Annotated in this window: 22 protein-coding genes and 1 riboswitch; of the genes, 11 read left to right on the top strand and 11 right to left on the bottom strand. The window is 66.0% G+C overall.

Translation table 11 applies throughout. The annotated features are described in order from the left end of the window. Window positions 1–10 precede the first annotated feature (10 nt). The 4 genes from thiS to AB2N08_RS09890 all read right to left on the bottom strand — a co-directional run bounded on the left by thiS (window position 11) and on the right by AB2N08_RS09890 (window position 4,926). A complete protein-coding gene (gene thiS, locus AB2N08_RS09905; RefSeq protein ID WP_367610471.1) occupies window positions 11–214 on the bottom strand; it encodes a sulfur carrier protein ThiS in 204 nt (67 codons plus the stop codon). Continuing rightward, window positions 215–2,140: a phosphomethylpyrimidine synthase ThiC gene (gene thiC / locus AB2N08_RS09900; RefSeq protein ID WP_367610470.1), complete on the bottom strand. Its 1,926-nt coding sequence runs from the start codon at window positions 2,138–2,140 to the stop codon at window positions 215–217. A 77-nt stretch (window positions 2,141–2,217) separates the two neighbouring features. After that, a riboswitch (TPP riboswitch) is annotated at window positions 2,218–2,324 on the bottom strand. Between the two features lie 58 nt (window positions 2,325–2,382). Then, window positions 2,383–2,793 (bottom strand): hypothetical protein, encoded by a 411-nt coding sequence (locus tag AB2N08_RS09895; RefSeq protein WP_367610469.1) that lies wholly within the window; start codon window positions 2,791–2,793, stop codon window positions 2,383–2,385. 3 nt (window positions 2,794–2,796) lie between these two features. Further along, a complete protein-coding gene (locus AB2N08_RS09890) occupies window positions 2,797–4,926 on the bottom strand; it encodes a hypothetical protein (RefSeq protein ID WP_367610468.1) in 2,130 nt (709 codons plus the stop codon). Between the two features lie 190 nt (window positions 4,927–5,116). Between AB2N08_RS09890 and AB2N08_RS09885 the strand changes: the two genes are divergently transcribed. From AB2N08_RS09885 to AB2N08_RS09865, 5 genes are all read left to right on the top strand, one after another. Next, window positions 5,117–7,915, top strand: a complete 2,799-nt coding sequence (locus tag AB2N08_RS09885; RefSeq protein ID WP_367610467.1) for a valine--tRNA ligase — start codon at window positions 5,117–5,119, stop codon at window positions 7,913–7,915. Between the two features lie 193 nt (window positions 7,916–8,108). Next, window positions 8,109–8,489 (top strand): BlaI/MecI/CopY family transcriptional regulator, encoded by a 381-nt coding sequence (locus tag AB2N08_RS09880; protein ID WP_367610466.1) that lies wholly within the window; start codon window positions 8,109–8,111, stop codon window positions 8,487–8,489. Next, window positions 8,486–10,024 (top strand): peptidoglycan DD-metalloendopeptidase family protein, encoded by a 1,539-nt coding sequence (locus AB2N08_RS09875; RefSeq protein ID WP_367610465.1) that lies wholly within the window; start codon window positions 8,486–8,488, stop codon window positions 10,022–10,024. The genes AB2N08_RS09880 and AB2N08_RS09875 overlap by 4 nt, the downstream gene beginning before the upstream one ends. Before the next feature lie 7 nt (window positions 10,025–10,031). Then, the gene (locus tag AB2N08_RS09870) at window positions 10,032–12,170 is read left to right on the top strand and encodes a TonB-dependent receptor plug domain-containing protein (RefSeq protein ID WP_367610464.1); all 2,139 of its coding nucleotides are present in this window, start codon (window positions 10,032–10,034) and stop codon (window positions 12,168–12,170) included. Between the two features lie 32 nt (window positions 12,171–12,202). Then, on the top strand, window positions 12,203–13,330 hold the full coding sequence (locus AB2N08_RS09865; RefSeq protein WP_367610463.1) for an acyltransferase family protein: 1,128 nt from the start codon (window positions 12,203–12,205) through the stop codon (window positions 13,328–13,330). 5 nt (window positions 13,331–13,335) lie between these two features. On the opposite strand, the gene AB2N08_RS09860 is transcribed toward AB2N08_RS09865, so the two are convergent. Beyond that, window positions 13,336–14,361: an MBL fold metallo-hydrolase gene (locus AB2N08_RS09860; RefSeq protein WP_367610462.1), complete on the bottom strand. Its 1,026-nt coding sequence runs from the start codon at window positions 14,359–14,361 to the stop codon at window positions 13,336–13,338. Window positions 14,362–14,485: 124 nt separating this feature from the next. On the opposite strand from AB2N08_RS09860, the gene AB2N08_RS09855 reads away from it, so the two are divergent. After that, entirely contained in the window at window positions 14,486–15,097 is a 612-nt protein-coding gene (locus AB2N08_RS09855) for a TetR/AcrR family transcriptional regulator (RefSeq protein ID WP_367610461.1), read from the top strand. Between the two features lie 51 nt (window positions 15,098–15,148). Here the strand turns inward: AB2N08_RS09855 and AB2N08_RS09850 are convergent, their stop codons facing one another. Next, window positions 15,149–16,630 carry an alanine/glycine:cation symporter family protein gene (locus AB2N08_RS09850; RefSeq protein ID WP_367610460.1) on the bottom strand — a complete coding sequence of 494 codons (1,482 nt, stop codon included), beginning with the start codon at window positions 16,628–16,630 and terminating at the stop codon, window positions 15,149–15,151. 234 nt (window positions 16,631–16,864) lie between these two features. On the opposite strand from AB2N08_RS09850, the gene AB2N08_RS09845 reads away from it, so the two are divergent. From AB2N08_RS09845 to AB2N08_RS09830, 4 genes are all read left to right on the top strand, one after another. Further along, complete coding sequence (locus tag AB2N08_RS09845; protein ID WP_367610459.1) at window positions 16,865–17,059, top strand: hypothetical protein; 195 nt, start codon at window positions 16,865–16,867, stop codon at window positions 17,057–17,059. Between the two features lie 105 nt (window positions 17,060–17,164). Continuing rightward, window positions 17,165–17,617, top strand: a complete 453-nt coding sequence (locus AB2N08_RS09840; protein WP_367610458.1) for a DUF2147 domain-containing protein — start codon at window positions 17,165–17,167, stop codon at window positions 17,615–17,617. Between the two features lie 39 nt (window positions 17,618–17,656). Beyond that, on the top strand, window positions 17,657–17,998 hold the full coding sequence (locus AB2N08_RS09835; protein ID WP_367610457.1) for an SMR family transporter: 342 nt from the start codon (window positions 17,657–17,659) through the stop codon (window positions 17,996–17,998). A 110-nt stretch (window positions 17,999–18,108) separates the two neighbouring features. Further along, window positions 18,109–18,633 (top strand): hypothetical protein, encoded by a 525-nt coding sequence (locus tag AB2N08_RS09830; protein ID WP_367610456.1) that lies wholly within the window; start codon window positions 18,109–18,111, stop codon window positions 18,631–18,633. Here the strand turns inward: AB2N08_RS09830 and AB2N08_RS09825 are convergent. The 3 genes from AB2N08_RS09825 to AB2N08_RS09815 are packed head-to-tail and all read right to left on the bottom strand — an operon-like array spanning window position 18,600 to window position 22,151. Continuing rightward, window positions 18,600–19,205 carry a response regulator gene (locus AB2N08_RS09825; protein WP_367610455.1) on the bottom strand — a complete coding sequence of 202 codons (606 nt, stop codon included), beginning with the start codon at window positions 19,203–19,205 and terminating at the stop codon, window positions 18,600–18,602. The two genes, AB2N08_RS09830 and AB2N08_RS09825, sit on opposite strands and share 34 nt — an antisense overlap. Further along, a complete protein-coding gene (locus tag AB2N08_RS09820; RefSeq protein ID WP_367610454.1) occupies window positions 19,202–20,323 on the bottom strand; it encodes a sensor histidine kinase in 1,122 nt (373 codons plus the stop codon). Before AB2N08_RS09820 ends, AB2N08_RS09825 begins: the two co-directional genes overlap by 4 nt. Window positions 20,324–20,339: 16 nt before the next feature. Continuing rightward, window positions 20,340–22,151 carry a CIA30 family protein gene (locus tag AB2N08_RS09815; protein ID WP_367610453.1) on the bottom strand — a complete coding sequence of 604 codons (1,812 nt, stop codon included), beginning with the start codon at window positions 22,149–22,151 and terminating at the stop codon, window positions 20,340–20,342. 296 nt (window positions 22,152–22,447) lie between these two features. Between AB2N08_RS09815 and AB2N08_RS09810 the strand changes: the two genes are divergently transcribed. Next, a complete protein-coding gene (locus AB2N08_RS09810) occupies window positions 22,448–22,855 on the top strand; it encodes a hypothetical protein (RefSeq protein ID WP_367610452.1) in 408 nt (135 codons plus the stop codon). 10 nt (window positions 22,856–22,865) lie between these two features. Here the strand turns inward: AB2N08_RS09810 and AB2N08_RS09805 are convergent, their stop codons facing one another. After that, window positions 22,866–23,270, bottom strand: a complete 405-nt coding sequence (locus AB2N08_RS09805) for a VOC family protein (protein ID WP_367610451.1) — start codon at window positions 23,268–23,270, stop codon at window positions 22,866–22,868. Between the two features lie 16 nt (window positions 23,271–23,286). Then, window positions 23,287–24,042, bottom strand: a complete 756-nt coding sequence (locus tag AB2N08_RS09800; protein ID WP_367610450.1) for an SDR family NAD(P)-dependent oxidoreductase — start codon at window positions 24,040–24,042, stop codon at window positions 23,287–23,289. Window positions 24,043–24,058: the final 16 nt, after the last annotated feature.

The following is a 24,058-nucleotide window of genomic DNA, read 5'->3' as shown; positions in this document are numbered from 1 at the left end:
CTGTTTTCCTTTAGCCGCCACCGATGGCGCGCACGATATCGACGCGGTCCTGCGTCTGCAGGCGGCGCGTCGACCACTGCTGGCGCGGCACCACCTCGCGGTTCACCGCCAGCGCCATGCCCTGTCCGTCCAGGTCGAGCTGGACGAGCAGGCCGCACAGCGTCTGGCCCGCCGGCACGCTGCACGGCGCGCCATTGACTTCGATGGGTGTCATTCACACCTCCCGGTACAGCTGGGCGCCGCTGCGCACGAACTCGATCGCTTTTTCCTGCATGCCGTGCTGCAGGGCAGTCTCGCCCTGTACGCCGTTGGCGGCGGCGTAGGCGCGCACTTCCTGCGTGATCTTCATCGAACAGAAATGCGGGCCGCACATCGAGCAGAAGTGGGCGACCTTGCTTGACTCCTTGGGCAGCGTCTCGTCGTGGAATTCGCGCGCTTTGTCGGGGTCGAGGCCCAGGTTGAACTGGTCGTCCCAGCGGAACTCGAAGCGCGCTTTCGACAGCGCGTTGTCGCGCAGCTGCGCGCCCGGATGGCCCTTGGCCAGGTCGGCCGCGTGGGCGGCGATCTTGTACGTGATGATGCCGTCCTTGACGTCCTGTTTATTGGGCAGGCCCAGGTGCTCCTTGGGCGTCACGTAGCACAGCATCGCCGTGCCGTACCAGCCGATGGTGGCCGCGCCGATGCCGGACGTGATGTGGTCGTACCCGGGCGCGATATCGGTCGTGAGCGGCCCCAGGGTGTAGAACGGCGCTTCATGGCACTGCTCGAGCTGCAGGTCCATGTTTTCCTTGATCAGGTGCAGCGGCACGTGGCCGGGACCTTCGATGATTGTCTGCACGTCGTGCTTCCACGCGATCTGCGTGAGCTCGCCCAGCGTTTTGAGCTCGGCGAGCTGGGCCTCGTCGTTGGCGTCGTAGATCGAGCCTGGGCGCAGGCCGTCGCCCAGGCTGAACGAGACGTCATACGCTTTCATGATCGCGCAGATGTCTTCGAAGTGCGTGTACAGGAACGATTCGCGGTGGTGCGCCAGGCACCACTTGGCCATGATCGAACCGCCGCGCGAGACGATGCCCGTCAGGCGACTGGCCGTCATCGGCACATAGCGCAGCAGCACGCCGGCGTGGATCGTGAAGTAGTCGACGCCCTGCTCGGCCTGTTCGATCAATGTGTCGCGAAAGATCTCCCAGGTCAGGTCTTCCGCCTTGCCATTGACCTTTTCCAGCGCCTGGTAGATCGGCACGGTGCCGATCGGGACCGGGCTGTTACGCAGGATCCACTCGCGCGTTTCGTGGATATGCTTGCCGGTCGACAGATCCATCACCGTGTCGGCGCCCCAGCGGATCGCCCAGGTCATCTTTTCCACTTCCTCGCCGATCGACGAGGTCACCGCCGAATTGCCGATATTCGCGTTGACCTTCACCAGGAAATTACGGCCGATGATCATCGGCTCGAGCTCCGGATGATTGATGTTGGCCGGGATGACTGCGCGGCCACGCGCCACTTCCGCGCGCACGAATTCCGGCGTGATCTCGGCCGGGATGCTGGCGCCGAACGACTGGCCCGGATGCTGGCGGCCCAGCAGCTCGGCGGTGCGCTTGCCCATCGGGCCGGACGCATGCAACGACGCGATGTACTCCTTGCGCTGCATGTTTTCGCGCAGCGCGATGAATTCCATTTCGGGCGTGATGATGCCCTGGCGCGCGTAGTGCATCTGCGTGACGTTCAAGCCGCTGCGCGCACGGCACGGCGCGCGCTGCAGGTTGAAGCGCAGCGCGGTCAAAGCCGGATCGTTCAGGCGCTGCTGGCCATACGCCGACGACGGGCCGGCCAGCTGCTCGGTGTCGCCGCGCCCGGCGATCCACAGCGCGCGCATCGGCGCCAACCCACTGCGGATATCGATGGCGGTGTCGGGTTCGGTGTACGGCCCCGACGTGTCGTAGACGAACAGCGGCGCATTGGCCTCGCCGCCGAAGCTGTCGGACGTGGCCGACTGGCTGATCGCGCGCATCGGCACGCGCAGATCGGGCCGGCTGCCTTCGATATACACCTTGCGGGAATTGGGTAATGGCGCGATGGCCGCCTGGTCCACCGTGGCAGTGGCGGCATCGAATAGTTGCGAAGACTTCGTAGGTGCGTTCATGTGGCTCCCTTGCGTGCATGAGAGCCAGCAAAGGAGGTGCCGGGTGCGGCAAGGACGGGCGCAAGACTGCGCACGGCCGCATGGATCGGCTGCTTCCCTTCGCTGGCATTATCCAGATCAGGTTCGGAGGGTATTTCTCACCCGCGCAGCGTTGAGACGATGCGCAGGACCCCTAGCGTTTGCTGCCATGGAAGGCAGCGAGCCGATTATAGCCCAATGAAGTTCGAATAAGTAAATGATCGTTACAACATCGGCGGCTCCTGCGGCAGCGGCAGCATTTGCAGCTGGCCGTTCATCAGGCGCACTTCGACAAACGGCGTTTCCGCCAGCTCGATCGTACGCTGCTCCGTGGGGCCGTCTTGCACAGACACTTCGAGCCGCACGCTGGCCCCATCGAGCTCGACGTCCACCGAATCGGCACGTGAAATGGTCAGGTCGGTGCTGACGTCGGCACGCTGGTAGATCTTCGCGCCGTCGACCAGCACGCTCACGGTATTGTTTTGAAATCCCTCCCCCAGCCTCACACGTAAGGTCATCGCTTGCCTCGCCTTTCCAGTCAATGCAACAAATTCACCAGGCAGGCCGGCTGGAATGCCGGCCTGCCTGGCACACAGCATCGCGACGATCGCGATGCCAAACGCCCGATACCGCATGGCTCAGGATTTTCTGGTCGTGCGTCCGCCCGGCCTGGCAGCATCGCCACCACCGTTCATATTCTGCACGGCCGCGAGGCAGGCTAGCACTTCACCTTGCGATACCGGATCGAGCACCTGCGCTTCGGTCGCGCGCGTGAGCAGCGCCGCGCTCTCATCGAGTTTGGCGGCACGCACGGTAATCGGCTTGCCGTCACCAGCATTCACGGTCTTGAAGCAACGGCCCGCATTGACGCCCTTGGCCATGCGCACATAGGCGGCCATTGGATGCGCATCGAAACGGTCGAGCACCTCGTCGAAGGCGGCATTGCCGTTACGCAGGGTTTCATTGTCGGACCCTTGCAGATACAGCAGCGCGCCCTGGTCGGCGCCCAGGAACAGGTCGGCCAGGGTATTCTCGTCGGTACTGACCGGGTAGCGCACGCGGATCGTGAGGATGGACGACAGCACCTGCGAACCATCGAGCGCCGCATACGCGGCCCGGACCCGGTACTGGCCCGGCTGGTCGAAATAATGGCCATTCTTGCCGTAACCGATATAGGCGCTGTCCCGGATCGGACTGTCGACGCCGAGCAGCGTCTGGCGCTCGCCCACCAGATGGTCGATCATCGGCTCGTAGGCGCAGACCCGGCCGCTGGGTTGTTCGATGATGACCTTCACCAGGCCATAGCTGGGATGCAGCCAGGTGTGGGCGCGGCGCCCGCGCGTGTCGGTGGCGCGCAGTGCGAGTTCGAGCACCACCGGCTCGCCCAGCGCGAAGTTGCGCTGGTGGGTCGAGATCTGCAACACCAGCCCGGATTCGTCCGAGATCGGGTCGGCCATCACGTCGCGCCCCATGGACGAGCCAACGGCGAAGTCGTTGCCGCCCATGACGACGTCGTTGCGGAAGCCGTGGCGCAGGTGGATCAGTTCTTCGTCGTCGAAACGGAAATCGAAACTGCTCCAGTAGCCGGCCGCCCCGCCGTTCGGGTAGTACCACGGGTAATTCATCCAGGAAAGGGAATCGGGACGATCGGGCTTGGGCGGCGTGGCGTACGATTTTTGCCACGAGTGCAGCAGGTTGAAGCAGTGGCCGAGTTCATGCACATAGGTATAGAGCTGCAAACGGGTTTGCTCGGCACTGGTGCCGCCGATCCCGGCGTGGAATACGGCGCAGCCCTGGCGCTGCGAGCCCTGCTGGTCGAACATGATGCCGTACAGGCCGGTGCCAAGGTCGTGCTGTTGCGCCACCAGCTGCCATACGCACCATTGCTGCAGATCGGTCCAGAGCGAAAAATGCTGTTGCATCGAGGCGTGCAGCTCGGCATTGCTCCAGGTGGCATTGGCGCCGGCGCTGCTGACATCGATGACGTTGTTGCCAGCGGTGGGCACCAGGCCGATGCCGGCTTCGCCAAACGCGCTGACCACATTGACCGTGCGCGCGCCGCCACCCGATGGTAGCGCGCCAGTGTTGTAGTTGACGAACGGCGTCGTGGTCAGGTCGCTCACGCGATCGGTTTCGATGCGCACGGTGCGAAAATTCAGCGCTGCAAACGGGCACAGGTACGCCGCGCCCGGCGCATTGCTGACCGTGAAGAACTGCATCGTGGCTGCGGCCTGGGGCTGGAAGAGGCTCATGCGCGGAATCGTCACCTGCACTACCGGCGCGCCGGCCGAGAACGTGTAGCGGCCTAAGCCCGTGACGACGACACGCGAGGTGGTGACGGTGACGGTCGGGCTGTCGACGACGAACGAGCCAAAGTACGATTTGATCTTGCCGACGGTCTGGTAAAAGTCGCCGCTCACGCGGCGCATGGGCCGGGTGCGGTCGACGTCGACCCGCAATTCGACCTGGAAGTTGCCCAGAATACCTGCGTAACACCCGCTGACCGCCTTCTTGATGACCGGGATAGAAGGGATAGGGGGGAATGGAAACCTGGGAACTGGCAGCGGTGGATGCGGCAGCGGGATGGTGGGGTGCGGCGCAAGATCGGCCGCACCCCCCGGCGCGCCGGTGGGCGTGTTGTCATGCGGTTCGCCGAGCCCGAGGTCACCGTTGGACAGCCCGGTGACTTCCTCGTACGTCATGACGTCGGTGTCGCCGGACACGTCCTCGCTGGAATTATCGAGCCCGGTGGGGTCAAGTTGTGACATGGCTTTCTCCTTCTGTAAAAAAGCGTGTCTTCCTTCGACCACAAGGCGATGCCGATCGATTCGTCGAGGCCGCTGTTATTCATTGCAATTGCTTGTCCACTTAGAGGTAAATCAAGGTTGTGATTGATATGTGGGCAGTAAAAGGTGACCTATAATGGTTTCTTTCGAAAAATTCACACACGACCACATCATGGAATTAGCCAAGTCTTTCGAGCCAGCCGATATTGAACAGTTCTGGCGCGCCGAGTGGGAACAGCGCGGCTACTTTGCCGCGACCATGGACGAGGGCAAGCCCTCCTTCAGCACCCAGCTGCCGCCGCCGAACGTCACCGGCACCCTGCACATGGGCCATGCGTTCAACCAGACGATCATGGATGGCCTGACGCGCTACTACCGCATGCGCGGCTACAACACCGCCTGGGTCCCGGGCACCGACCACGCCGGCATCGCCACCCAGATCGTCGTCGAGCGCCAGCTCGATGCGCAAAAGATTTCGCGCCATGACCTGGGCCGCGACGCCTTTCTGGAAAAAGTCTGGGAGTGGAAGGAAAAATCGGGCAGCACCATCACCGGCCAGATGCGCCGCCTGGGTACGTCGCCCGACTGGCAGCGAGAATATTTCACGATGGACGAGCCGCGCTCGAAGTCGGTCGTCGAAGTGTTCGTTCGCCTGTACGAACAGGGCCTGATCTATCGCGGCAAGCGCCTGGTCAACTGGGATCCGGTGCTGGGCACGGCCGTGTCCGACCTCGAAGTCGACTCGCAGGAAGAAGACGGCTTCATGTGGTACATCCAGTACCCGCTCACCGACGGCAGCGGCCACCTGACGGTCGCCACCACGCGCCCTGAAACGATGCTGGGCGACGTCGCGGTCGCGGTCGATCCGACCGACGAGCGTTATTTGCATCTGCACGGCAAAACGATCACCCTGCCACTGGTCGGCCGCGAAATCCCGATCATCGCCGACAGCTATGTCGATAAAGAATTCGGCACCGGCTGCGTGAAGATCACGCCGGCGCACGACTTCAACGATTACGCGGTGGGCCAGCGCGCCAATCTCGCGCCGATCAGCATCTTCACGCTCGACGCGAAGATCAACGAGAACGGCCCCGAGAAATACCAGGGCCTGGACCGCTTCGCCGCGCGCAAGCAGATCGTCGCCGACCTCGAAGCACTGGGCCTGATGGAACAGATCAAGCCGCACAAGCTGATGGTCCCGCGCGGCGACCGCACCAACGTCGTGATCGAGCCGATGCTCACCGACCAGTGGTTCGTCGCGATGACCAAGCCGGCGCCGGAAGGCACGTTCAATCCGGGCAAATCGATCACCGACGTGGCGCTGGAAAAAGTCGCCAGCGGCGAGATCAAGTTCGTGCCCGAGAACTGGAGCACGACCTACAACCAGTGGCTGGGCAATATCCAGGACTGGTGCATCTCGCGCCAGCTGTGGTGGGGCCACCGCATCCCGGCCTGGTTCGCCGAAGACGGCCAGATCGTCGTCGCGCGCGATGAAGCAGAAGCGCAGGCCAAGGCCACCGCCGCCGGCATCACCGGCCCGCTGCGCCGCGACGACGACGTGCTCGATACGTGGTTCTCATCGGCGCTGGTGCCCTTCTCGACCATGGGCTGGCCTGAAGAGACGCCCGACATGAAGATGTTCCTGCCGTCGTCGGTGCTGGTGACCGGCTTCGACATCATCTTCTTCTGGGTGGCGCGCATGGTCATGATGACCGCGCACTTCACCGGCAAGGTGCCGTTCGAGACCGTGTACGTGCACGGCCTGGTGCGCGACTCGCAGGGCCAGAAGATGTCGAAGTCGAAGGGCAACACGCTCGACCCGATCGACCTGATCGACGGCATCGATGTCGACACGCTGGTGGCCAAGCGCACCACGGGCCTGATGGACCCGCGCGCGCTTGACAAAATCGGCAAGGCCACGCGCCGCGAATTCCCGGACGGGATCCCGGCGTTCGGCACCGACGCGGTGCGCTTCACGATGGCGAGCTACGCATCGCTGGGCCGCAACATCAACTTCGACCTGGGCCGCGCCGAAGGCTACCGCAACTTCTGCAACAAGCTGTGGAACGCGACCCGCTTCGTGATGATGAACACCGAAGGCAAGGATTGCAGCGCCCCATTGCCTGAGGATTTATCGCAGGCCGACCGCTGGATCATCTCGCTGATGAACCGTGTCGAACAGGATGTCGCCAAGGGTTTTGCCGACTACCGCTTCGACAACATCGCCAACAGCATCTACAAGTTCGTCTGGGACGAATACTGCGACTGGTACCTCGAAGTATCGAAAGTCCAGGTCCAGCAAGGCACAGAAGCGCAGCAACGCGCCACCCGCCACACGCTGCTGCGCGTGCTGGAAGTGATCCTGCGCCTGGCGCATCCGATCATCCCGTTCGTGACCGAAGCGCTGTGGCAGAGCATTGCGCCACTGGCCGGCAAGACCGGCGCGACGATCATGCTGCAGCCGTATCCGCAGGCCGACGCAACGCAGATCGACGAAGGCGCCGAAGCCTGGATGGAGCAGTTGAAAGCACTGGTCGACGCCACCCGCAACCTGCGCGGCGAGATGTCGCTGGCGCCGTCGCTGCGCGTGCCGCTGATCGTCGAGCCAAGCAATGACGGCGAGCGCGCCGGCCTGGCAGTGTTCGCACCGTACATCCAGTTGCTGGGCAAACTGGCCGAAGTGCAGATCGTCGATGCGCTGCCGGAGTCGCCAGCGGCCGTGTCGATCGTGGGCACCACGAAGCTGATGCTCAAGGTCGAGATCGACGTCGCCGCCGAACGCGAACGCCTGTCGAAAGAGATCGCGCGCGTGGCCGGTGAAATCGCCAAGGCCAACGGCAAGCTGTCGAACGAGAGTTTCGTGGCCCGTGCACCGGCCGCCGTCGTGGCGCAGGAGCAGGAACGTGTCGCTAACTTCTCGGCAACGTTGGTCAAGATGCAGGAGCAGTTGGAAAAGCTGGCGGCGGCATAAAGCTGTCGAGGGTTGGCGGGTAGATCAGCCCGCTCTCCCACCAATTAAAGTTGCACCAAGCACGTCGTTCCCGCCTCCGCGGGAACGACGTTTTACATGGCGGGCCACAAGCTTGCGCGACACTTGTCACATAAACTGCTTGCCGACCATGTGACAAGTGTCGCATAATCCCCTCCACGTACAAGGAGGCACTATGACCGCAGCGATTCCATCACCGACTGAACTATGCCTGCTCAAGGCGCTTTGGCGCGACGCGCCGCTCAGTGCGCGCGCCCTGCATGCGCAGATCGAGGACGAACTGGCTTGGTCGTTTTCATCGACCCGCAAAACGCTGGAACGCATGGTCGACAAGGGCATGGTCGCGCAGGAGGCCAATGGCGGTCTGCAGGTCTATCGCCCGCTACTGGAAAAGGTCGGCACGCTGGCCGCGTTCGCGCGTGACTTCAGCCGGCGCGTGATGGAAATGGATACACCGCTGGCCGCGTCGATGTTCACCGGCAGCAAATTGGTCGACGAGGCCGAACTAGAGCGTCTAGACAGCCTGCTGCAAGACTGGCCGGACGACGAGGCATGATGGCCGAACCGTGGTTGCTGGCGCGCTTTGCCGCTGCCTGCGCGGGCAGCGTGGTGCTGGCGTGGACGCTGTCGCTGCTGCTGCGGCGCGCCGCCCGGCGCTGGCCCGCGCTGCTGGCGCACCGCAGCGTGTGGCTGTGCGCGCAGGCGGGCGTGGTGCTGGTGTTTGCGCTCGCCGTGGCGCCGCTGCCGCGCAGCGCCATTGCGCCGGCGCTCGTGCTGCCTGCGCCGGCGGGCGAGAGCGTACCGGTCGGCGAGTCCGCCGTGCTGGCGCCGCTGGCGCAGAGCCTCCCTGCGCTGGCGCCAGCGCAGGCGCATGACCGGTTCGATACGCTGTGGCCCTTGTTGCCGGCCGCCTGGCTGGCGGCCTACCTCGCCGGCCTGGGCTGGCACGTAGCGCGGCGCCTGCGCGCGCACGCTCGCTGGCGGGTGCTGCTGCGCCAGACGCGCATCGTCGATGCTGCCGCGTTGCGCGCCTGGCCCGGCATGACGCCGGCACAGCGCGCCCGCATCGAAGGGCGCCTGACGGTGCGCACGGTCGACCTGCCGGTCTCGCCCATGCTGCACGGCCTGCGGCGCCCATGTCTTCTGCTGCCTGCACACATGATGACGCTCGACGTCAGGCAGCAGCAGCTGATCGTCGAACATGAACTGACGCACTGGCGCCGCGCCGATTCGCTGTGGCTCACGCTCTCCGGCGTGCTCGCACTGCTGTTCTGGTTCAACCGGCCATACGGGCGCCTGGATGGGGCGCTGCGCGAAGCGGTGGAACTGGGCTGCGACGATGCCGTGCTTGCCGGCGCGTCAGGTAGCGAGCGCCAGGGCTATGCCGGCGCGCTGGTGGCGCAATTGCGTATACAGGCTGGCGCGCGGCACGGCGTCGCGTTCGGCCAGCTGGGCGTCGCCGCCCGCGTGCAGCGGATGCGCGCCGCGCGGCCACCGCGCCTGTCAAGGCAAGGCCGCCTGCTCGCCGGCGCCGCGATCGCTGCCAGCGCGCTGCTCGGCGCGGCGCTGCAACCGGCGTTCTCGTCGAGCGTGCCGTCGCTGTCTGCAATGCCATCGGCGCCGCCACGCGCGTTGCCCGAACAGTGGCGCTATCCGCTGGACCGGCCACGCATCACGAGCCTGTACGGCGTCGTCAGTCGCAGCGTGCCGAAGGGCCACCACGGCATCGACCTGGCGGCGCCGCGCGGCACGCCCGTGCGGGCGGTCGCCGCCGGTACCGTGCTGGAAGCGGCGTTCGATGCAGCCTGGGGCCACTATGTGCGCGTCGATCATGGCGGCGATACCAGCTCGCTGCTGATCCACCTCGACCGCATCGACGTGGTGCCCGGCCAGCGCGTGAAGGCCGGCGAGCTGCTCGGCGCCTCGGGCGCCAGCGGCAAGGCAACCGGGCCGCACCTGCACCTGGAATACTGGGAGGGCTGGCAGCGCCTCGATCCTGTGAAAATGCTGCCCGACCTGCTGCAGCACGCCACCACGAAGGCCATCGCCCGCCGCGCGGCGCAAGGCAATCCCGTCCCCACCGACCGGTAAGACATCCATGCGAATCATCCGAAACGGCAGCGCCTGCGCGCTGCTGCTGGCGGCGCACGCTTCAAGCGGCAGCGCGCAGGCCCAAACCACGCCTGAACCCATGCAGCAGGTGACGATCAAGGCCGACGCCGACACCTTGCGCACGCAGGCCACGACCACCGCGATCGTGATCCGGCGCGACGAGATCGCGCGCCATGGCGACGCCAGCCTGGCCGATGTGCTCAAGCGTCAGAGCGGCATCACGCTCGGCGGCAGTCCCGGTGGACCAGCGACCATCCGCATGCGCGGCATGGGCGGCGACCATGTCGCCATCCTGCTCGACGGCGTGCCGGCACCAGGCGGCTTTTCGCTCGAGTCGCTCGATCCCGACCTGATCGAGCGCATCGAGGTCAAGCGCGTGGCCACCGCCGACACCAGCAGCCAGGCAATCGCCGGCACCATCAACGTTGTCCTGCGCCGCGCCAGCCCGGGTGCGAACGAGATCAAGGCCGGCAGCGCGCTGATTGACGGTTATGCAGCGCCCCAACTGCTGGCCCAGCACAGCAGCGCCCAGGGTCCGCTGGCGTATTCGCTCACTGCGACGCTCCGGCGCAACCGCAACCCGATTCGTGCAACCTCGCGCGAGGACGGCCTCTACCCCGCCCTGCTGCGCCACACCGACTGGTTCGATAATCAGGTCGAAGACGTGCTGGAACTGGCGCCGCGCCTGACCTGGCAGCCGAACAACCGCGACAGCATCACATCGCAAGGCTATCTGCGCCAGCGCCGCATCGACAACGCCAAGCGCGATATCGAGACCACCGTCATCGGCAGCCCGACCGCTTATCCGCGCGCTGACCAGGGTTACCGGGCCGACGCGCGCCACGTCTACGCCGACCTGGCATGGAACCGCAAGCTCGACGCCGGCGCGCGCCTGGCGCTCAAGGTGTCAGGCTTTTACACGCAGCGCGAAGCCGACTTTTTCTATCGCGGCCGCACGCTGCAAGACACGCTGCTGCGCACGAACACGGTCGCTTCCGGGCCGCTCGAGCGCGAGTGGACCGCCAACGGCAGCTGGCGCCGCCCGCTGTGGCGCAGCCACACGCTGGCCGCCGGCTGGGAAACCGGCCGCAAGACGCGCCATGAATACCGGCGCGAACGCCAGGTCGACGGCAGCGGCCTGCTGCTACTGGCCAGCGACGAGGATTACCGTGCACGGGTCGACCGCAGCGCCCTCTTCATCCAGGACGAATGGGACATCGGCCCGGCCTGGTCGGCCTATCTCGGCCTGCGCCGCGAAGCGCTGCGCACGACCGGCCAGGGCAATGCGGCGGCGCCGGTGGACGTCGATGCTGGCGCCTGGAGCCCGGTCTTCCAGACCCTGTACCGGCCCGCGCAGCCGGATGGCGACACGGGGCCGCGTGACGGCTTCCGCCTCGCCGTGAGCCGCACCTACAAGGCGCCGAACATCGTCCAGCTGATGCCGCGCCGTTACACGGTCGACAACAACAACAGCGCCACCAATCCGGATCAGCAGGGTAATCCGGGCCTGCGGCCAGAACTCGCACTCGGCGTCGACGTGGCCTGGGAGCGTACTTTCGGCAAGAACGGATTGACCAGCGTGAGCGCGTTCCACAAACGCATCCGCGACATCACGCTCACCGACATCTCGCAGAGTCTGGGCGTGTGGACGGCGACGCCGGTCAATGCGGGCAAGGCGACCGTGCGCGGCATCGAATTCGAAGGCAAGGCCACGATCGGCCGGCTGGCGGTCCGCGTCAACCTGGCGCGCAACTGGTCGCGCATCGACAGCGTGCCCAGGCCAGATAACCGCATCGCGGGGCAGCCGCTCGGCAGCGGCAACGTCGGGCTGGATTACACTGCGGCGAACAGGGCGATCGACGTCGGCGGCAGCTATACGTTCACAGGTCGCATCGCCAACCGCAGCAGTGCATCGATCGTCGATACTGAAAGCGCAAAGCGCCAGCTCGACCTGTACGCGCTGTGGAAGCGCGATGCCAGGACGCGGCTGCGGCTGTCGGTGTCGGACCTGCTGCAGCAGGATGTGCTCGAACGGCGCGCGTTCGAGGGCAACGCGCCGCTGGTGCGCGCAACGACGTATCGGGTACGCGCAACCTGGCGCCTGGTTTGGGAACAGGCCCTGTAGAAGATGGCAGCAATTACCATGGACAGCACCACATGACGACTCCCCGCCCCGACCGGCTATCGGCAACGCGCAACGTCGGCATCGACTGCCTGCGCGGCCTGGCGATCCTGCTCGTGATCGTGCACCACCTCGCCCTGCCGTTTCGCCTGCCGCTGGGGCCGAGCCTGCTGGGCGAGTGGCTGCCCAAACGCCTGCTCGACGCCATCAGCTTCAATGGCTACGAAGCGGTCTTCATCTTCTTCACGCTGTCGGGCTTCCTGATCACGCTGCGCATCGTCGAGCGCGATGGCGACCTCCAGCGCGTCAACCTGCGCCGCTTCTACCGCGCCCGCGCGCGGCGCATCCTGCCCTTGCTCGGCCTGGCCCTGGCGCTGCTGTCGCTGCTGGCCGTGTGCAAAGTGCCGGGCTTCGCGCCCGAGACCGAACGGCAGTCGCTGGCCGGCCTGCTCGGTTCGGCGCTGACGTTTACCTTCAACTGGTACGAAGGCCGTACCGGCTGGGAGCCGGCGGGCTGGGACGTCCTGTGGTCGCTGTCGATCGAGGAAGTGTTCTACGTCGGCTTTCCGTTGCTGTGCCTGTGGCTGCCGCGCCGGGTGCTGATCGGCATGCTGCTGTTGCTGGCGTTGGGCTTGCAACCGCTGCGCGCGCTGGTGCCGATGAGCGACGAGGTGTGGTGGGAAAAGGCGTACCTGCCCGGGATGGCGGCGCTGGCCTGGGGCGTGCTCACGGCGCTGCTGGCTGCCCGCTGGCGGCCAGGCGCGGGCGCTGCGCGCATCCTGGGCCTGGCCGGTGCGGGCTGCCTCGTGCTGGTGCTGGGCTGGTCCGACATCGTCTACAGGCACCTGTTCAAGGCGAACCTGTACCTCGTCTGCATCGGCGCCGGCCTGCTGCTGCTCGCCTTTCACGCGCAGCCGCCAGCGCCGCGCCGTGGCCTCGGGTGGCTCGCGCGCATGGGAAGCCTGAGCTACGAGCTGTACCTGTTCCACATGTTCATCGTGCTCGGTACCGAGTCGCTGTACAGGTCATTGCTGGGCGACGTGCAGACCTGGACCTTTGTCGTCTACCTGCCGGTGCTGGGGTGCTGCTACGCGCTGGCGCACCTGCTCGAACGCGGCGCCATGCGCCTGGGTTTGCAGCGCAGCGCACCGGCGCGCGCGTAGCAATCTCACTTCAAGCCATGCCACCAGCGCCCGCCCGCATGCGGCGCTGTCAGGTCCAGCGCCTCGCCCATCTCCGGCGTCGCCAGCTTGATCCCGCGCTCGTCGGCCAGTTTCTCGATCCGGTCGAACGGTTCCTGCCAGCGGTGCAGGCCCAGGTCGAACGTCCCGTTATGCATCGGCAGCAGCCAGCCGGCGTTCAGGTCGACGAAGGCCTGCAGCGTCTCTTCGGGCTGCATGTGGATGTCGGGCCAGCGCTTGTCGTAGGCGCCGGTTTCCAGCAGCGCCACGTCGAATGGCCCGTACTTGGCGCCGATCTCCTTGAAGCCCTTGAAGTAGCCGGTGTCGCCGCTGAAGAACAGGCGCAGGTTGGCGTGCTGGATCACCCACGATGCCCACAGCGTCGAGTTGGTGTCGTGCGGTCCGCGGCCCGAGAAGTGCTGGGCCGGCGTCGCGACGAAGCGCACGCCGTCGATCTCGGCGCTCTGCCACCAGTCGAACTGGCGCACCTTCGCGGCATCGATGCCCCAGTCGATCAGCCGGTCGCCCACGCCCAGCGGCGCAAGGAACACCGTTGTCTTCGCGGCCAGCGCCTTCACGGCCGCATGATCGAGATGGTCGTAGTGGTCATGCGACAGGATCACGGCCTTGATCGGCGGGAGCTCGTCGATGGAAATCGGCGGCGCGTGAAAGCGCGCCGGGCCGAACCACTGCACGGGTGAGGCGCGTTCGGAGAACACCGGGTCGGTCAGGTAGAACGCGCCCGCGAGCTTGATCAGCATCGTCGAGTGGCCCAGGCGGTACAGCGTGTTGTCGGGCGCGGCCAGCAGCGCGGCGCGGGTCAGCGGCTGCACGGGCACGGCCTGCTGCGGCGTGGTGCCGGAAGGCTTATCGAACAGGAAGATCCACCACAGCTTTGCCATGTCGCCAAGGCTCGCCTTGTGCATGGGCACCGGATTGCGAAATTTGCCGTCGTGGTATTGGGGCGATACCGGCGCAGTGGTCGTGGCCGATACGGAGGTGCAGATAGCCATGGCGAGGGCTCCCAGAAAAATGATGCCGATGAGTAGGCGCATAGATGGTCGATTCGTTAAAAGTACACTACACAGTGTAGTATCGAACTTTGAGAAAGTAAACTATCGAGTGTAGAATTCTCGTATGACCGGACCTACCCGCCTTACCGACCGAAAACGCAGCGCCATCCTCGTCGCCGCCGCCGAGCAGTTTCGCGTGCATGGCTACGAGACGGCCAGCATGGATGGCATCGCGGCGCTGGCCGGCGTGTCCAAGCGCACCGTCTACAACCACTTCGCCAGCAAGGAAGCGCTGTTCGGCGAAACCGTGATGACGATGTTCGAGAGCAGCGCGGGCCAGCTCGAGCTGGGCTACCAGAGCGAGCGCAGCCTGCGCGAGCAGTTGCTTGAATTGATGGCGCTGAAGATACGCACGCTGGCCGATCCGGATTTCCTGGCGCTGGCGCGGGTGGCGATCGGCGAGGCGATCCACGCGCCGGAACGCACGCTGCCGGTGATCGCGCGCCTGGGCGAACGCGAAGAAGGCGTGACGACCTGGATCCGTGCGGCGCAGGCCGATGGCAGGCTCAAGGCGGGCGACCCGTCGTTTGCCGCGACCGTGCTGCAGGGGCAGATCAAGACATTCGCGTTCTGGCCGCAGATCGCGATGGGCGCGGCGCCGTTGAACGCCGCCGAGCAGGCGCGCGTGATCGATGCGGCGGTGTCGATGTTCCTGTCGTACTTCGCGCAAGACTGACAGCCGCCGAAGGTATGGCCCTGCCTGTACATCGGCAGGGCGTTGACCGGATTACTTGACTACTTCGTCACGGCGTACGGCGACTTCTTGCGTCCGCAATGCATCAGCCCGCCGCTCCCAGTAATGCGCATTCTTGATCCCGAGCGCGACCGGGTCGAACTCGGGCTCCTTGCCGGCCTTCTTCTGCGCTTCGTAATCGCGCAGGCACTTGAAGGCATCGTTGCGCAGCAGGAAGATCGCGATGATGTTCAGCCACGCCATCAGGCCGACGCCGATGTCACCCAGGCCCCAGGCCACGTCGGCGGTCTTGACCGCGCCGTAGATCGTGGCCGAGACGATGCACAGCTTGAGCACGAAGGCCAGCCACGGATGGCGGCCATGGCGGTCCATCCAGGCGATATTGGTCTCGGCGATGTAGTAGTAGGCCACGATGGTGGTGAAGGCGAAGAACAGCAGCGCGATCGCAACGAACAGCGCGCCGAAGCCCGGCATCACGTTCTCGAGCGCGGTCTGCACATAGCCGGGGCCGGAGGCGACGCCCTGCACGCCGATGAAGCGCGCCGTGCCATCGGCATTCTCGACGTTGTACTGGCCCGTCACCAGCAGCATGAAGGCGGTGGCCGAGCACACGAAGATGGTGTCGATGTAGACCGAGAAGCCCTGCACCAGGCCCTGTTTGGCCGGGTGGCTTACTTCGGCGGCCGACGAGGCGTGCGGGCCGGTGCCCTGCCCGGCTTCGTTCGAATAGATGCCGCGCTTGACGCCCCACTGGATCGCCAGGCCGAGCATCGCGCCGAAGCCGGCGTCGAGGCCGAAGGCCGAGCTGAAGATCAGGCGCAGCACGCCCGGCAGCGCCTCGATGTGCATTGCCACGACGACGACCGCCACCAGGATGTAGGCGGCGGCCATGAACGGCACCACGACCTCGGCGAAGCTGGCGATGCGCTTGACGCCGCCGAAGATGATCACGGCCAGCACCACGGCCAGGCCGATGCCGGTATACAGCGGATCGATGCCGGCGGCGGTCTTGAGGCCTTCGGCAATCGAGTTCGACTGCACGCCCGGCAGCAGCAGGCCGGTCGCGAACAGCGTGGCGATCGAGAACGCCCAGGCATACCACTTCATGCCCAGGCCCTTTTCAATATAAAAGGCCGGGCCGCCGCGATACTGGTTGCCGACCTGCTCCTTGTAGACCTGGCCCAGCGTCGACTCGACGAAGGCCGAACTGGCGCCCAGGAAGGCCATCATCCACATCCAGAAAATCGCGCCCGGACCGCCGAAGGTGATGGCGGTGGCCACGCCGGCGATGTTGCCGGTGCCGACCCGGCCGGCCAGCGTCATCGCCAGTGCCTGGAACGACGACACCCCCTGCTCCGAGCTCTTCCCTTCACGCATCAGGCGCAGCATCTCGCGCACGTGCCGCACCTGCAGGAAGCGTCCGCGGATCGAGAAGTACAGACCGGCCCCGAGGCACAGGGCAATCATGATGGGGCTCCAGATGACACCGTTGACGGCGTTGACCAGGTCGAGCATGGTGGTGGTTCTCCTGCGTTGGCTAGAATAAAAATTTGAATGGCAGTCTTCCGCCAAGAAGTGGCACAAGTTACATGATTCCAAGAGGAATTCCCATCGTTTTTTCGGCCCCACCGTGGTGCTTTTCCGACTGTGCCAAGATGGACAGAAAACGGGTGCTGCCGGTGCACGGGTGCTCCGTTGCGCACCAGTAGCTGGCAATCTAAAGCGCGATGGACATGGTACGATCGCAACATGGACCGACGAAGCGATTACAAGACCTCCCTCCTCATCGACGCCGTGCTGCACGACGTGTCGATCGAGGCCCGCCCTGCGGCGCGCGAACTGGCCACGCTCGGCGTGCCCATCGAGGTGAGCCTGCGCGTCTTGACACGCCCGGCCGAGCGGCGCCACCAGGTCACGGCCGACGACGTGCGCAACGCGCCGTAAGCACCGCGCCAGGCGATTGGAAGCCATCCTCGGGTTTTGCGCCGTCACACCGGCGATGCGGTAGGCTACACTCTGCCGTACCTACAACAATACCGGAGACAACACATGCGCCACCTGATCCAAGCAAGCCTGATCGCCGCCGCCATCCTCGCCCTGCCCGCCGCCGCGTGGGCGCAGGCCACTTCGCCTGTCGGCACCTGGAAGACCATCGATGACAAGACCGGCAAGCCGAAGGCGCTGGTGCGGATCACCGAAGAAGGCGGCGTCCTGAGCGGCAAGATCGAAAAGCTGTACCGGGCGCCGTCCGAAGAGCAGAATCCGCTGTGCTCGAAATGCAGCGACGCGCGCAAGGACCAGCCGATCATCGGCATGACCATCCTGTCGGGCCTGAAAAAAGAAGGCGGCGACTACACCGGCGGCGAGATCCTCGACCCGGCCGCCGGCAAGACCTACAAAAGCAAGGCCACCCTGGCCGACAACGGCAACAAGCTCGAAGTGCGCGGCTATATCGGCGCGCCGATGTTCGGGCGCACCCAGACCTGGCAGCGCGAGCAGTAACCATTACCACGGCCCGGCGACGGGCCGTGTTCACTTTTCATGACACCGAACCTCGCTTACCTCTATCTGGGCTTTGCCATCGTCGCCGAAGTCATCGGCACTACCGCCCTCAAGGCGTCCGACAGTTTTACCCGCCCTGCCCCCAGCCTGATCACGGTCGGCTGCTACGCGCTGTCGTTCTACCTGCTGACCTTCAGCCTGCGCGTGCTGCCGACGGGCATCGCCTACGCGATCTGGTCGGGCGTGGGCATCGTGCTGATCTCGCTCGTGAGCTGGTTGTATTTCAAGCAAAGCCTCGACCTGGCGGCCATTGCCGGCCTGGGGCTGATCGTCGCCGGCGTGCTGGTCATCAACCTGTTTTCGAAGAGCGTCGGCCACTGATGCGCTGATGCGCGCGCTGCCCGGGAAGTCGGCTGTGCTATCGTCCGGAAGCATGTCAACCGCGACGTGATGCCGGACGTTACTTCCCACCTATCCCGATCATTGCTGCCATGAACTCCACTCCCGTCACGCGTACCGCACGCCCCGTCTTTCGCGGGCGCGAGATGCGCGTGCTGCGGCTGCTGAGCATGGCAGCGGGCGTGTTCGCCATCCTGCTGCCGGCCGCGCTGCTGGCGTCGACGGCGCACGGCATCCCGGACTGGATCGAGCCGTACATCGTGCTGATGGGCGTGGCGCTGGGCTCGGGCGGGTTCTTCCTGGTGGCGATGGCCGGCCACCGCATGGGCCGCGACGCCATGCTGCGCTCGTTCGCGGCGCTGCTGCTGATGGTGCCGTTCGGCGCCAGCGGCATCGTCATCTGGCACGGCAGCAATATGCTGATGGTCTACCTGTGCACATTCTTTTTGATGCACACGACCCTGCTCTACTGCAGTTTCATCTATCCGCTGATGCACGTGCCGCAGTCAAAGACGCCGCCCCGCCGCGCCGCCAAGACCGTCGCCTGGAACCAGCTGCGCCGGCCGCGCCAGAACGACGACATCTACAGCCAGCCGGCATCGCGCGCCAACCGGTAGGCTTCGACGCGGTTGCCCGCCCCGAGCTTGCTGATCGCCTCGGACAGGTAGTTGCGCACCGTGCCTTCCGACAGATGCACCTGGCGCGCGATCTCGCCGCTGCTGCGCCCTTCGCCGGCCAGCCGCAATACCTGCCGCTCGCGTTCGGTCAGCGGATCGCTGCCGCTGCTCCAGCTTTCCAGCGCCAGTTCGGGCGCGATCGCCCGCCCGCCCCCATGCACGACGCGGATCGCGGCGGCCAGCGCGTCGACCGGCGCGTCCTTCAACAGATAGCCGCGCACGCCGGCTTCCATCGCGCGGCGCAGGTAGCCGCTGCGCGCGAAGGTCGTCACCACCACCACGCGGCATGCCAGCTTGCGCTGGGCAAGGCCCTGCGCCAGTTCGAGGCCGGTCATGTGCGGCATCTCGATATCGGTCAGCACGATGTCGGGCGTCAGGCGCTCGCACAGCGCCAATGCCTCGCGCCCGTCCGCAGCGCCGCCCACCACCTCGAAATCGGGCTCGAGCCGCAGCAGCGCGCTGAGCGCGCCCAGCACCAATGTCTGGTCTTCGGCGATCACGATGCGGATCATGCGGACGCTCGCGACGGCACGTGCAATTCGAGCGCCAGGCCGGCGCCGGCCTGCAGCGACAGACGTCCGCCAAGCGCCGCCACCCGTTCGCGCATGCCCGCCAGGCCGTTGCCGGACTGCAGACCGTCGGTGCTGCGCAGGTTGCCGTCGTCGAGCACGCGCAGCACGGCGTGGGCCTGGCCGCCCTGCTGTTCTTGCACCAGGCTCAGGGTGCAGCGCGACGCGCCGGCATGGCGCACGATATTCGTCACCGCTTCGCGCACGGCCAGCGCCACCACGTGTTCGGCCGCCGGCGCCAGGTCGATGCGCTCGACGCGCTCGTCGAAGATCACGTCGGCCGCGAGCAGGCTGGCACGGGCGCTGGCCAGTGCCTGCACCAGGCCGCTCTGGCGAAAGCCCGTGACGGCCGCCCGCACTTCGGCCAGCGCTTCACGTGCATTGGTTTCGATGTCGGCGATTTCGCGCTCGCAGGCAGCCAGGTCGCGCCGCGCCAGCTTGCGCGCCAGTTCGGCCTTCAGCGCGATCATCGACAGCGAGTGGCCAAGCAGGTCGTGCAGGTCGCGCGAGATGCGTTCGCGTTCGGCGATGCGGGCCATATGCTCGACTTCTTCCTGCTTGCGCATCAACAGCGCGCGCGACGCCCTCAGCCGCGCATCCATGATGCACGACAGGCCCACCGGCACGCCGGCCATCAGGACCGGCATCAAGAACACCATCTGCATCTGCGGGATTAACAGCGCCACGAGCGCCGCGCTCGCGATCACCGCCAGCATGCCGCCCACAGCCCGGGCCATGCCGGGGATGCGGGCGCACATGGCGCAGGCGAAGATGAAGAAGCAGGCCGCGCCGGGATTGAAGCGCGCCCATGCGGCGCCGATCAGGCAAGTGGCCGCCACGCAGATGTAGACGCGCCTGCCGCACGGCCAGAAGCTGGCGCAGTACAGCGGCACGAACAGGATGATGGTGACCGCGAGCAGCACCGCCTCGAGCGCACCGGGCGGCACATAGTAGAACTTCCAGAACAGGTAGCCCAGCGACAGCAGCCACATATACTGCAGCTTGCCGTAGTCGGCTGGCATCCAGGGTCGCGCCAAAGCCTGCCTGAGGGTCGTGGTCATGTGGCTTTCCCGATGATTATTCTGCCAGCAGGCGCACGTCGGCGAGTTCGAAGCGGTACTCGCCCGGCTGTGGTCCGGCACTGAATGCTAGCATGGCGACCGCCGTCGGCTCGATGCCGGCAAAGGCCGAGAACGGCACGCTGATCTCTGCCCATTCCTTGCCGGCGACGAACGGCACGCTGCTTGGCCGATTACTGGCGGCGCCCATCAGCATCACCTGATAGGTCTTGCCATCGCCGCGCACCTTGAAGCGCACGACCTTGGCCGCGCTCAGGTCGACCGGCTGCATCGGCGTCGTGCCTGGCATGAAGGCCACGCTCGACCAGGCGAACGGCAGGCCGGGCGCGACGCTGGCCTGCACCGCGAGCGGCACCTGGCCATCGGGCAAGGCCGGCAGCACATCGAGCTTGACGGTCGATTTGCCGCCGGCGAACTGGTCGGTCGACGGCATCCAGCCGCTGCCGAACGGGCTGCCGAGTTCGGCATCGCTGAACTGGCTGATGCGGCCGTCTAGCGGTAAACTCTGGCGCTTCGAGCCGCTCTGTTCCTGCGCGACCAGCTGCCGTTTCGTGTCGCGCAAGGCATTCGCGCTCTGTCCATCCTTCCATACCTCGACGATGCGGCGCGTGGCGGTGATGTCGCGTGTCGGGTCGCCCTCGACGAGCAGCAGGTCGGCCTTGCAGCCCTTGGCGATGCAGCCGCGCTGCCCCAGTTTGAAGGCGGCGGCCGGCGCACTGGTGGCGGCAGTCAGCGCGGCAGTCGGGCTCAAGCCCGCCTCCACCAGCGCGGCCAGTTCGCGGTGCATGCTGATGCCGTACAGCGTACCGGTGTTGCCGGCATCGGTGCCGGCCAGGATCGGCACGCCCGCCTTCGCCATGGCCGCCGTGACGGCCTTCGGCGTGGCCAGCAGTTGCGGCCGCGCCGCCTGGCCGTAGCGCGCCTTGAGCGTGGCCGCGCCGTCACGTTCGACCAGCGCCGCCAGGCCGGCATCGCCCAGCAGGTCGTCGCCACCCACGCCGGCCATGCTTTCCAGGACGGTGAAGGTCGGGATCACGAAAGCGTTCTTGCGCTTGGCCAGTCTGGCCAGGCTGTCGACCGCTTGCGCATCGGGCGCGGCGCCGAGGAACAGGTGGACCAGGGCATCGGCGCCGGCGTCGAGCGCGGCGCGGGCGTCAAGCTCGGTGCTCACGTGCACCACTGCCAGTTTGCCGCGCAGGTGCGCCGCGTCGATCAGCGCTTTTGCTGTCGCAATGTCGAGCGAGTTCATTTTGGCGGTACCCTGCCCGCCGCTCTCCAGCACGATCTTGATGAAGTCCGACCCTTCGGCGATGCGGGCGTCGACAAAGGCCTGCGCTTCACCCGGGCGCGTCAAGGTGGGAATCGGCACGCCGAACTGGGTGCCGTGGCCGTTCGGCGCCGTGGCCAGGATGCCGGCCGAGAACAGGTCGGCGCGACCGGCGTTCTGGCCTGCTGCCATGCTGCGCCTGGCTTGCTGCATGATCGGCACGGCGGTGAACATGTCGATCTGGGTCGTCACGCCGAACAGCACCGGCAGGTCGAACTGTTTGAACGCGTGGGTATGGGCGTCGATCAGGCCCGGCAGCAAGGTGCGGCCGGCGCCCTTGACGATGCGCGCGCCCTGCGGCACCGGCCCGCGAAAGTGGGCATCGACGACAACGGCGCCATCGAACAGCACCGAGCGCCGCTCATGCACGGCCTTGCCGTCGAAAACGCGGACATCCTGGACCAGGGTGGCGGCGGCCAGCGCCAGGCAAGAGATGGACAGACCGGCGGCGGCAAGTGCCGCTTGTGCGACGAAGGTGGACATGGTTTCCTCACGGGTTGGTGTGAGATCAGTATGGCGGGCGTACCGGTACGCCGGCAGGGGCGCTTGCCATCGATATGGGGTGACAACTGTCATGTGCGCAGATGCAGGCGCTACATTTGCACGACACTTTCACCGCAAAACAATGACACTTCTGTCGCGCACCAAAGACACGCAGTGTGACCCAACATATTTCCTGCGTGCTATCTTTGTGGCACTGCCGTGTTGGCTGAATGATGCAATCGATCTCGTATGAGCCAGAACACCGCCACTGTCAGTTTGCCGCGCAAGGTATCGCCATGACGATCCTGCGACTTTTCTGCTTCGCCGCCGGCATGCTGGTGCTCGTCGCGCCGGCGATCGTGCTGCCATCCGGCGCCATGACGCCGCATGCCGGCATGGCGGCGGCAACGCTGGCCTGCCTCGTGCTGGGCGCGTGCGGCTTCTTCATCACCGGGATGGCAGGCAATCTGCTGAGGCGCTCACCGCTGCTGCGCACGCTCGCCGCCCTGCTGCTGGCCGTGCCGCTCGCGTTGTGCGCCGCGCTGCTGTGGCGTGGCGCAGCGCCCGCCATCATGGGGATGGCCGGCGTGCTGCTTGCGTTGACCTTGCTCCTGTATGTCACGTTCGTCTATCCGGTACTGCGCACTCGGCTACAAACGTTGCTGCGCTGGCGCGCTGCGCGGCAGCTCGTGACGCTGCGCTAAGCCAGCGCTGTCAGCCGGCGGGATGCTGCCAGCTTTTGTAGACGAATTCCAGGCTGTGCCCATCCGCATCGATCACGTTCGCCGCGTAGTAGCGCGGATCGTAATGCAGCCGGGCACCCGGCGCGCCGTTGTCCGTCGCGCCCGCCGCCATGGCCGCAGTCCAGGCCGCATCGACCTCTTGCTGGTTCCTGGCAACGAAGCCAATGTGCAGGCCGGCGCCGCTGTGCTCGCCCTGGCGCAGCCAGAAGAACATGCGGCCACCGGCGCCGATGCCCTTCAGGTCGGGATGGCCGGGCGGGCCGTCCTTGCCGTCGTAATCGAGGCGTTGCACGATCCCGAGCGGGGCCAGGGCGGCGATGTAGAAGGCCAGCGATCTGTCCAGGTCGCGTACGGGCAAGAAGATGTGGTCGAGCATGGTGGACTCCTGTGGTTCAGATCTGATAACCGCCGCCGACCTCGATCGACTGCGCATTCACCCACGCCAGCTCGCCCTCCAGCAGGCTGGCGATCACGCTGGCGACGTCGCTCGCCTCGCCCACCCTGCCGAGCGCTGTTTGCGAGGCCAGCATGGCTTCAACTTTATCGTTCAAGCCGCCACCGAGCTCGGTACGGATCGCGCCGGGCGACACCGCATTGGCGCGGATGCGGCGCGGGCCGAATTCCTTGGCCATGTAGCGCGTAAGCACATCGAGCGCGCCCTTGGCCGCCGCATACGGCGCCACGCCGACCGTGGCCACGCGCGTGGTGGCGCTGGTGAGGTTGACGATGCCGGCGCCGTCGGCCAGCAGGGGCAGCAAGGTTTGGGTCAGGAAGAACGGCCCTTTCAGGTGCACATTCATCAAGCCGTCGAATTGTTCCGGCGTGACCTGCTCGATCGGACTATACAGGCCGTAGCCTGCATTGTGGACCAGGCCATGCAGCCGGGCCGCGCCCCAGGTGGTGTCGAGGGCAGCGCGCACTGCGACAGCGAAGGCCTCTAAGCTCGTGGTGTCGCCCACGTCCAGTTGCAGCGCCACGGCCTTGCCGCCTGCACTGACGATCCGGCGCACGACGGCATCGGCCGCCTCGGCCTGGTGCTTGTAGGTCAGGATGACACCCATGCCGCGCCGTGCGCATTCGATGGCGGCTGCAGCGCCGATGCCACGGCTGGCGCCGGTGATCAGGGTGATGTGGGTCGGTGTGGTCATGTGCTTGCTCCGTGTC

Source organism: Massilia aurea (assembly GCF_040790145.1).
Classification (GTDB): Bacteria; Pseudomonadota; Gammaproteobacteria; order Burkholderiales; family Burkholderiaceae_D; genus Telluria; species Telluria aurea_C.
The sequence above is the reverse complement of the archived record's forward strand: the minus strand, read 5'-3'. Positions and strand labels throughout refer to the sequence as shown.

What these genes read in the sequence shown, in the direction of transcription:
- thiS (WP_367610471.1), bottom strand. Translation starts at nt 214, where the DNA reads ATGACACCCATCGAAGTCAATGGCGCGCCGTGCAGCGTGCCGGCGGGC.
- thiC (WP_367610470.1), bottom strand. Translation starts at nt 2,140, where the DNA reads ATGAACGCACCTACGAAGTCTTCGCAACTATTCGATGCCGCCACTGCC.
- AB2N08_RS09895 (WP_367610469.1), bottom strand. Translation starts at nt 2,793, where the DNA reads ATGCGGTATCGGGCGTTTGGCATCGCGATCGTCGCGATGCTGTGTGCC.
- AB2N08_RS09890 (WP_367610468.1), bottom strand. Translation starts at nt 4,926, where the DNA reads ATGTCACAACTTGACCCCACCGGGCTCGATAATTCCAGCGAGGACGTG.
- AB2N08_RS09885 (WP_367610467.1), top strand. Translation starts at nt 5,117, where the DNA reads ATGGAATTAGCCAAGTCTTTCGAGCCAGCCGATATTGAACAGTTCTGG.
- AB2N08_RS09880 (WP_367610466.1), top strand. Translation starts at nt 8,109, where the DNA reads ATGACCGCAGCGATTCCATCACCGACTGAACTATGCCTGCTCAAGGCG.
- AB2N08_RS09875 (WP_367610465.1), top strand. Translation starts at nt 8,486, where the DNA reads ATGATGGCCGAACCGTGGTTGCTGGCGCGCTTTGCCGCTGCCTGCGCG.
- AB2N08_RS09870 (WP_367610464.1), top strand. Translation starts at nt 10,032, where the DNA reads ATGCGAATCATCCGAAACGGCAGCGCCTGCGCGCTGCTGCTGGCGGCG.
- AB2N08_RS09865 (WP_367610463.1), top strand. Translation starts at nt 12,203, where the DNA reads ATGACGACTCCCCGCCCCGACCGGCTATCGGCAACGCGCAACGTCGGC.
- AB2N08_RS09860 (WP_367610462.1), bottom strand. Translation starts at nt 14,361, where the DNA reads ATGGCTATCTGCACCTCCGTATCGGCCACGACCACTGCGCCGGTATCG.
- AB2N08_RS09855 (WP_367610461.1), top strand. Translation starts at nt 14,486, where the DNA reads ATGACCGGACCTACCCGCCTTACCGACCGAAAACGCAGCGCCATCCTC.
- AB2N08_RS09850 (WP_367610460.1), bottom strand. Translation starts at nt 16,630, where the DNA reads ATGCTCGACCTGGTCAACGCCGTCAACGGTGTCATCTGGAGCCCCATC.
- AB2N08_RS09845 (WP_367610459.1), top strand. Translation starts at nt 16,865, where the DNA reads ATGGACCGACGAAGCGATTACAAGACCTCCCTCCTCATCGACGCCGTG.
- AB2N08_RS09840 (WP_367610458.1), top strand. Translation starts at nt 17,165, where the DNA reads ATGCGCCACCTGATCCAAGCAAGCCTGATCGCCGCCGCCATCCTCGCC.
- AB2N08_RS09835 (WP_367610457.1), top strand. Translation starts at nt 17,657, where the DNA reads ATGACACCGAACCTCGCTTACCTCTATCTGGGCTTTGCCATCGTCGCC.
- AB2N08_RS09830 (WP_367610456.1), top strand. Translation starts at nt 18,109, where the DNA reads ATGAACTCCACTCCCGTCACGCGTACCGCACGCCCCGTCTTTCGCGGG.
- AB2N08_RS09825 (WP_367610455.1), bottom strand. Translation starts at nt 19,205, where the DNA reads ATGATCCGCATCGTGATCGCCGAAGACCAGACATTGGTGCTGGGCGCG.
- AB2N08_RS09820 (WP_367610454.1), bottom strand. Translation starts at nt 20,323, where the DNA reads ATGACCACGACCCTCAGGCAGGCTTTGGCGCGACCCTGGATGCCAGCC.
- AB2N08_RS09815 (WP_367610453.1), bottom strand. Translation starts at nt 22,151, where the DNA reads ATGTCCACCTTCGTCGCACAAGCGGCACTTGCCGCCGCCGGTCTGTCC.
- AB2N08_RS09810 (WP_367610452.1), top strand. Translation starts at nt 22,448, where the DNA reads ATGACGATCCTGCGACTTTTCTGCTTCGCCGCCGGCATGCTGGTGCTC.
- AB2N08_RS09805 (WP_367610451.1), bottom strand. Translation starts at nt 23,270, where the DNA reads ATGCTCGACCACATCTTCTTGCCCGTACGCGACCTGGACAGATCGCTG.
- AB2N08_RS09800 (WP_367610450.1), bottom strand. Translation starts at nt 24,042, where the DNA reads ATGACCACACCGACCCACATCACCCTGATCACCGGCGCCAGCCGTGGC.